Origin of the sequence: Nonomuraea mangrovi, assembly GCF_042681425.1 — a bacterium.
GTDB classification, from domain to species: domain Bacteria; phylum Actinomycetota; class Actinomycetes; order Streptosporangiales; family Streptosporangiaceae; genus Nonomuraea; species Nonomuraea mangrovi.
On sequence record NZ_JBHUFV010000076.1, the window covers coordinates 1 to 796 of the forward strand.

Below are 796 nucleotides of genomic sequence, written 5' to 3' on the forward strand. Positions count from 1 at the left end.
GGTCCCTGTCCAAGTACCGAGGCATCGCCGTGCCCCCGTCCTATCCGCTCTATCCGATGTCCTCTTCATACCCATCCAGGCCTGACCGGCCGGAAGGCCATCGCGACTGCTGGGCGCGAAGCCGCGGTGCTCGCCCTGCAGATCGGTCTGAGCTACGACAGCGAGTTCGTCCGCCGTCACGATGATGACCAGCCGTGGCCGCACGCCCACAGCGAGGCACAGCCGAGCTGGCCGTACGAGCACCTGGTGGGCGGACAGCCCGTTAACTGGCCCGAGACGATGGAGCGCGAGGAAGCTTCGGCCTGACCGAGGCCGACGACCGCTACGCCGAGATCAAACCTTACGACCCGCCGTGCCCGTAGGTCGCTGGGGCGTCCAGAGGCGCCGGATCGGCTTGTGCCCGTTGCCGCAGAAGTCGGCGCCGGCCGGTCAGGGCTCCATAGAGCACGAGGCTCAGGCCCAGGCTGGCGAACACGCCCATCAGTCCCAATGGATCGTGCGCCGCCTGGGCGAGGTGGACGGCCATCCCGGCAGCGCCGCCAAGAAAGAAGACCGCCCATACCAGCAAGCCGCGCGGCATGCCCTCCATCCTGGCTTCGCGGGGAGGCCGAAGGAAGTGAACGGACCGCATAGCGCCGGACCCTCAATCGGCTGTGGGCTACTGGGGCTTCGACCGGGCCGCCGAGTCGGTGACCACGGATCCAGCCTTCTGCGAGGCACGGCCAGTCTCTGGGCCGCCAGGTCGGGTGCGCTTCACAACCAGTCCTTCTTCCTGAACAGGTTGTAGAGCACCACG

At 67.7% G+C, this 796-nt stretch carries 2 protein-coding genes; one reads left to right on the forward strand and one right to left on the reverse strand.

The genetic code is table 11. The features are described from left to right. Positions 1-126: 126 nt before the first annotated feature. The gene (locus tag ACFSKW_RS45965; protein WP_379580926.1) at positions 127-306 is read left to right on the forward strand and encodes a hypothetical protein; all 180 of its coding nucleotides are present in this window, start codon (positions 127-129) and stop codon (positions 304-306) included. A gap of 34 nt (positions 307-340) precedes the next feature. Here ACFSKW_RS45965 and ACFSKW_RS45970 read toward each other — a convergent pair whose 3' ends face one another. Beyond that, positions 341-580 carry a hypothetical protein gene (locus ACFSKW_RS45970; RefSeq protein ID WP_379580927.1) on the reverse strand — a complete coding sequence of 80 codons (240 nt, stop codon included), beginning with the start codon at positions 578-580 and terminating at the stop codon, positions 341-343. Positions 581-796: the final 216 nt, after the last annotated feature.